The organism is Mycobacterium sp. TH-M25, assembly GCF_057473665.1.
Genome location: NZ_JBYCLA010000274.1, coordinates 1 through 7,110, shown reverse-complemented (window position 1 = coordinate 7,110; position 7,110 = coordinate 1). Strand labels below are relative to the sequence as shown.

Sequence of the window (7,110 nt, the reverse complement as noted above, 5' to 3'; positions counted from 1 at the left end):
CCGCCCGCAAGTACGCGCCGGCCGCGCGGGACTACGCGCTGTTCCGCACGTTGTATCACGCCGGGTTGAGGTCGGAAGAGGTCGTGATGCTCGACGGTTCCGATATGCACTTGGGGCGCGGCCCGTTCGGCAAGCTGCATGTGCGGTTTGGTAAGGGTGCTAAGGGATCCGGTCCTCGACCGCGCTGGGTGCCGATGCTGGACGGGCTGGATCTGGTGTTGCGCTGGTATCTCGCCGACGTGCGCGGCCGGTTCCCGGATAGTGCGGCGCTACTGTGTGACGAGTCCGGCGGCCGGATGGCCGCGGCCACGATCCGCAACAGACTCCGGCACCTGATGAGCGTGGAAGGACGGCCTGAATCCGAGTGGTTCAGTCCGCACGGGATGCGCCGGGCCTGCGCGACCCACAACTATGAGCGCGGCGTGGAACTTGTTGCCATCCAACAGCTTTTAGGTCATTGGACGGTCGCTTCGACCATGCGGTACGTGCGCCAACCCTCGGGAATTGCATCAGGCGGGAGAGTTTCGGCTGGTTGGCAAGTGAGAGGCCAGGGATACGTTACGGGGTTGGCTGCCTGAAAGCGGCTGCTGGCCAGGAGATTTGCGCAAAGCATCCCGTCTGATGCATGATTCACCCACTCTTCGGATGCGTTGGAGGTGGGGGTGCGGCAGATCGATCTGGCGGGAGCGGCTCATCTGGAGCTGGTTTCCGGGGTGGTTCATCTGCACCCGCAGGACGTCATGGTCGAGGCGATGCTGCGCGGCTGGCGGGCTCAGCAGGCGGCGCGGGGGCTGCGGGAAGGCACGGCGGTCGATAGGGAGCGTTCGGTGCGCCGGTTCCTGGCGTTCACCAACGAGTACCCGTGGGGGTGGACACCGACCCAGGTGGACGAGTGGTCGTTGTGGATGACCAGCGAGAAACGCTTGGCACCGTCGACGATTCGTGGCTATCAAGGCAATCTGCGGCTGTTCAGCGAGTTCCTCACCGATGCACGCTACGGCTGGCTTGCGGCGTGCGAGAAGGAGTTCGGCACCCATCCGGTCCCGATCTGCCATGAGTGGAACACGATCGCGCACCTGAACAGCTACGAAGGCCGCCCGGAGGCAAGACCGTTCACCCGGGAGGAGTTGCAGCGGTTCCTCGACTACGCCGACGCCCAGGTCGAGCGCGCGGTCCGCGCGAAACGCAAAGGAGCGTTGGCCGCCTACCGTGACGCTACCTTGTTCAAGGTCATCTACGGCTGGGGGTTGAGGCGGACGGAGACGGCGAAGCTGGATGTAGTCGATTTCGGCCGGAACCCGAAGGCGCCGCAGTTCGGGCGCTTCGGCATGCTGAATGTCCGCTACGGCAAGGCGAAGAGGGGCCAGCCGCCGCGGCGCCGGAATGTGTTGTCAGTGATGGATTGGGCGGTGGAGGCCGTCGCGGACTATGTCGAGAACGTGCGGCCGAGGTTCGGGTTCGACACCCATCCGGCGTTGTGGGTCACCGAGCGTGGGGGCCGAATCAAACCGGCGGAGATCAACGCACGGTTCGTCGCCTACCGCGATGCATTGAATTTGCCGAAAACGCTTGTGCCCCACTCGATCCGACACTCGTACGTCACCCACCTCACCGAGGACGGAGTTGATCGGCGCTTCATCCAATCTCAGGTCGGCCACGAGTGCGATAGTTCCACTGCAATCTACACCCACGTCAGTGACGACTACATGAACACTGCTCTGCTGAAGGCGCTTTCGCCTGCGTTCACCCCGTCCACCCGATAGATAAGGATCGTCATGGCACCCAAGCTGGACTACCGTTGGAATCTGCGCCGGGTGATGGCCGAGCGCGGCATGTTCGCCACCACCGATCTCAGCGCTCCGTTGGCGAAGCGGGGCATCGAACTGTCCTCGAGCCAGGTTTACCGGCTCGTCGTCGAGCGCCCGGAACGACTGAGCCTGAAGGTGCTCATGGCGCTGCTGGACATCCTCGATTGCACGATGAACGACCTGATCGAGCCAGTCGCCATGGTCTCGGCCGCGACCACGCGGAAGAAGGCCGTCGGTGCCGACAGCAGCGTCGGCGATCTGCGGCCCAAGCGGGCGCGCATCCATGGATCCGGTCAATCGTGACCGTGGTCGAGCAAGACCGGGAGATCGCTGACCCGATCGGTCTGATCACGGACCTGGTCGCCGCGGCCGAAGCGCATCTGGCGCTCGACCGGATCAGTTCGGTGGTTGTCGCGGTGGCGGGAGGGCGGGCGAAATCACGGCGGCTGGCCGCAGCCTTGGCGGCACGTCCCGGGGTTCTGCTCGACGGCCGGTCCCCGGCACCCCGCGTGGTTGGTGAGCTGTTGCGGGCATTGCGCGCGGCCGGCGCCACTGCGATCTCACCGCCATCCTGCGCCACCTGCGGCAAGGCCCTACGGACCTTCACCCGCCGAGGCGAGCACTGGTATTGCGGTCCTTGCGAACAACGACGGGCACCGTGTGCTGGCTGCGGTGAGATCAAGCGGGTGAAGGTCGTCGACCGTGAGGGGCATCCACGATGCGCTCAGTGCTCGGACGTCGATGACCGTGACCCGATCGCAGTGATCCACGCCGTTGTCGCCGAAATCGATCCCCGCATCGGCTACGACACGGTCGCTGACGTAGTCCTCCGGTCGTGTCGGCAACACGCTTACCAGCAGAAACTGGCCTGGGCCATCGAGTCCGATCCCGCGCTGCTCACCGGTGACGCTCATCGAGCGCCGCTGCGGGTGATCCCCCGGTTCGTCGAGCATCTGCATGCGGCGCGAGTGGCCGGCATCGTTCTGCCGACTTGCCCCGGCTGCCATCGTGTGGTGCGTATCGACAAGCCGCTCAACGGGGTTCGGGTCTGCCGAACCTGCATCGCGCACTCTCGCATCGAAGAATGCTCACGTTGCCGGTCCCGTCGCGAACCGGTGACCCGCGACCCGCACGGTCGCCCGATCTGCGCCAACTGCTTCATCACCGATCCCGCCAACCTGGAGACTTGCACCGGATGTGGGCGACGCCGCTCGGTCAGCCGCCGCACCGCGCACGGGCCGCTCTGCCCGACCTGCCACGCGTTACCGGTGCTGACCTGTTTCCTTTGCGGCGAGATCACGCCCTGCGGAATCTCCCGCACGACAGGGCGACCTTGGTGCCCGACCTGCCAACGCCGCTCCGCGAAATGCTCGAGCTGCACCCAACTCGCTCCGATCGCTGCCGGCACCCTGACCCGCCCGCTCTGCGCCGACTGCGCGCCGCCCCCGTCCTGGCTCGACTGCCCCACCTGCAGCGACCCCGACCACCCGAAACCCGGGCGATGCGAACGGTGTCTGATCAACAGGCGCCTCGACGAGATCATGGGCCCGGCCACGGGCGGCCTCGCTCCTGGGCTGCTGGCCCTGCGCCACGACATCGCTACCGCCGAACATTCCATCACCGCCAACCGCTGGCTCACCAAACAACCCGTCGCATCGGTACTGGCGGACCTGGCTGCCGGGCGCATGCCCCTGACTCACGAGGCACTCGACAAGCTGCCCAAACGACAGATCCTCGAGCACCTGCGTCTCACGCTGGTCGCTGTCGGCGCTCTCCCTGGCCGTGACGAGGAACTTATCCGCCTCGAGCGAGCGCTCACCGACTTCCTTGCCACACAACAGGATGCGGCCCGTCGGAAAGTCCTGCACCGCTACTTGATCTGGAACCTACTCAGACGCCTGCGCAGCCGAAACAACGGCCGCCCCACCACCCGGCAACAAGCCCTGCGCATCCGCCTCCACCGACGCGCAGCCGAGGCATTCCTCGGCTGGCTCGACACCCACCACCTCACCCTGGCCACCTTCGGACAGACCGATCTCGAACACTGGCTGACCGATCCCGCCGGCGGCTACCGCTACGAAACCGCCACGTTCATCCGATGGGCACACGCCAACAAGCTCACCACCGCCTACCTGCCCGCCCGACGCTGGCGCGGCCCGGTCAACCCTATAGACGAAGATCACCGCTGGGGAACCGCGCGAAAACTCCTGCACGACAGCACAATCAACGCCGAGGACCGGCTCGCCGGTCTGCTGCTGCTCCTCTACGCCCAAGGCCCGTCCACCATCAGCCTGCTCACCACCGACCAGATCACCATCTCCCACAATGACGTTCGGATCACCCTCGGCCGAACACCGATCCGACTGCCCGACCCCGTCGACGACCTGGCCCGCACCGTCGTCGCCACCCGCAAAGGCCACGCCACCATCGGCGCCACCGGTCCGTCACGCTGGCTGTTCCCCGGCGGCCAGCCCGGCCGCCCGATCAGCACCGAACGACTAAAACTGCGCCTCAACCGACTCGGCATCCGCCCCAGCCAGACCCGCAGCACCGCACTGTTTCAACTCGCCACCGAGATCCCCGCGGCAATCCTCGCCCGAACACTCGGCATCAGCGTCAACTCCGCCGTCCGCTGGCAACAAATCTCCGCCGGAGACTGGACCAGCTACGCAGCCGACGTCAGCCAGCGAACCACCCCACCACCAAGACCAGACCAAGGCATTCGGACAGTTTGAATATCCAACGTCACCATTTCGTCGGAAACGTTCATCGAAGACGCCTACCAGCGTGCGATCTCGGCGACGCTGAGTGAGTTGACCGGACAGGAGTGAGCATGCAGATCAGGTGGAAACTGCGGATGGCCGCCGCCCAGCGGGAGGTGTGGACCGGCGCCCAGCTGCAACGGCTGCTCGCGGAGAAGGCCGGATTGGAGCTGTCCTCGGCGTCGGTGTCGGCGTTGTTCACCAAACAGCCCAGCCAGATCAAGCTATCCACCCTGATCGCGTTGTGCACCGCCCTGGAATGCACGCCCGACGACCTGTTCGACGTCGACACCACCCCTGTCGCACAACCGATTTCGCTGAAGCCGCCGACGGTCGCGGTCAACGACGCGCAAGGGTCGCGGCGGGGCCGGTCGATGCCGCCGATCTGAGGATGACCCGACGGATCCGGGACTGTCCGCGGTGCGGACGAGCGGTCGGCCGACCCGGCCGCGACCTGTGCGCACGGTGCCACTGGGCGGGCGCGCACGCGCCTGTCAAGCATCGCTGCCCGCGCTGCGGCACCGACCGGGTCCTGCAGCCAGACACCGGCCGATGCGCGCGCTGCTGCCGCACCTGCCAGAGCTGCGGTGCGCCGGTGCTGTTCGTCGCCCGCGACCTCTGTGGGAAATGTGCTCGGCGGCAACGGCGGGACGCCAACCGGGTCGAGTGCCCGCGCTGCGGGCAACGCAGGATCCTGCGGCCGGCGACTGGTTGGTGCGGGCCGTGTTCACGTCCGGGCCGGCCACCGAATCCGGACGCGGCCTGCGTCGACTGCGGGAAAGTCACCCGGCTCGCCGGTGCCGGGCGGTGCCGGTCCTGCTGGGCGCGCTCGCCGCACCGGATCCCGGTCCGTGCCGCCAATCTCGCTGCAACATTGGATGATCCACCCGACTGGCTCGGCGAGTTCGCCGCGTACCTGGTCGGCCGCCATCACCCCAGCCGGGCCTGCGCCATGCTCACCCGACTCGGCAAGCACCTGGTCGACGATCATCCAGCACACGAGCAGGCGCTGCTGGAGGTCGTCGCCGCCGACGTGCCGCTCGCGCGGGCTCTGGAAGACTTCCTCACCGCGAACAAGCTGGCGCTGGCGCCCGATCGCGACGAACGCCGCGCCGCCGCCCGACGCCAGTCCCGCATCGACGCAGTGCCCGCACCGCTGCGCGGGGCGGTGGCCGGATTCGCCGAGCACCTCGTCAGGAGTCGTGACCGGGCCCGCCGCGCCGGCACCCACCCGCGCGGGCACGCCACGCTCGAGGCCCGACTCACCGCACTGCGCGACTTCGCGCAGTTCCTGACCACCCGCCGCCGCAAAACCGACTGGGCCACCGTCGATGTCGGCGACATCGAGGCGTTCCTGCACGCTCATCCCGGCCGACGCGCCTCCTACCTGGCCGGGCTACGCCAGTTCTGCCGCTACGCTCGGCGGCGCCGGCTCATCCTCATCGACCCCACCGCAACAGTGAAAGCACCGCAGACCATGGCATTCCGCGGCCCGACCCTGCCCGCCGACCGGCAACGGGAGCTGTTCCGGCGATGGAGCACCGACCCCGACGTGCACCCGCACGAGGCGTTCGTCGGACTGGCCGCCCTGCTGCACGGCACCACCACCCAGGAACTGAAGCACCTCACCGACGACGACATCGACCACGAGTCACGCCGCATCCGGCTCGGGCGGCGACCACAACCGACGCCGCTGGACCCGTGGACCTGGACCACGCTGGAACGCTGCCTCGACCATCGTAAGAGACTGGGCAGCAACAACTCCCACGTTCTGATCACCACGCAGACCAAGGCCACCCGAGCAGCGGCCTCCGACGGCTACCTCAAGAACACCCTGCGCGCCGTCGGCATCCAACCGCGCATCCTGCGCTCCACCCGCCTGGTCGACCTCGTCGGCACCGTCGACCCCATACTTGTCGCCGACGTCTACGGCATGACCAACGAGGCCGTCATCGCCTACCTCGGCGACCACGTTGACACCGCCCGCCTGCCGAACCCGTGACAATTCAGGCGCCACCTCGCACAGGTTCGCGCGAACCTATGCGCTTTCGCCAAATACTGGCTAGCCGTGCTGACCGAGCTGAAAAACCGCGGGGTGGGAGACATCTTCTTCCTGGTCTGCGATGGCCTCAAGGGATTGCCCGCCTCGGTGGGTGCAGTCTTCCCGGACACCGTGGTGCAGACCTGCATCATCCATTTGATCCGCGGGACGTTCCGCTACGCCGGGCGCCAGCACCGCGACGCGATCGCTCGTGCCCTCAAGCCGATCTACACCGCGGTCAACGCTCAAGCTGCCGCTGAGGCGTTGGATGCCTTCGACGCCGAATGGGGGCAACGTTATCCGGCAGCAATTCGATTGTGGCGCAACGCCTGGAGTGAATTCGTCCCATTCCTCGACTACGACACCGAGATAAGGAAGGTGATCTGTTCGACCAACGCGATTGTTATCTGGAGTGCTCCGGTGGGTGTCCTCGATGTCCGACACGAGGGATTGAGGGTCCGATTTCTGCCTGGTGGACGTGGTTATCTGCAGTCGTCCA

The 7,110-nt window shown here is 66.7% G+C and carries 6 protein-coding genes and 1 pseudogene; all 7 read left to right on the top strand.

Translation table 11 applies throughout. The features are described from left to right. Nucleotides 1-578, top strand: a 578-nt coding sequence (locus AC2VOU_RS09360) for a tyrosine-type recombinase/integrase (protein WP_486957123.1), incomplete at its 5' end; no start/stop codon positions are given. 162 nt (nt 579-740) lie between these two features. After that, entirely contained in the window at nt 741-1,763 is a 1,023-nt protein-coding gene (locus AC2VOU_RS09355; protein WP_486957124.1) for a tyrosine-type recombinase/integrase, read from the top strand. 12 nt (nt 1,764-1,775) lie between these two features. After that, nucleotides 1,776-2,111: a helix-turn-helix domain-containing protein gene (locus AC2VOU_RS09350; protein WP_486957122.1), complete on the top strand. Its 336-nt coding sequence runs from the start codon at nt 1,776-1,778 to the stop codon at nt 2,109-2,111. Beyond that, nucleotides 2,108-4,543 (top strand): hypothetical protein, encoded by a 2,436-nt coding sequence (locus tag AC2VOU_RS09345; RefSeq protein ID WP_486957121.1) that lies wholly within the window; start codon nt 2,108-2,110, stop codon nt 4,541-4,543. The genes AC2VOU_RS09350 and AC2VOU_RS09345 overlap by 4 nt, the downstream gene beginning before the upstream one ends. A gap of 98 nt (nt 4,544-4,641) precedes the next feature. Next, on the top strand, nt 4,642-4,959 hold the full coding sequence (locus AC2VOU_RS09340; protein WP_486957120.1) for a helix-turn-helix domain-containing protein: 318 nt from the start codon (nt 4,642-4,644) through the stop codon (nt 4,957-4,959). Between the two features lie 485 nt (nt 4,960-5,444). Beyond that, the gene (locus AC2VOU_RS09335) at nt 5,445-6,572 is read left to right on the top strand and encodes an integrase (RefSeq protein ID WP_486957119.1); all 1,128 of its coding nucleotides are present in this window, start codon (nt 5,445-5,447) and stop codon (nt 6,570-6,572) included. 48 nt (nt 6,573-6,620) lie between these two features. After that, nucleotides 6,621-7,013, top strand: a pseudogene (locus AC2VOU_RS09330) (transposase); the annotation flags it as partial. Between the last annotated feature and the right edge of the window lie 97 nt (nt 7,014-7,110).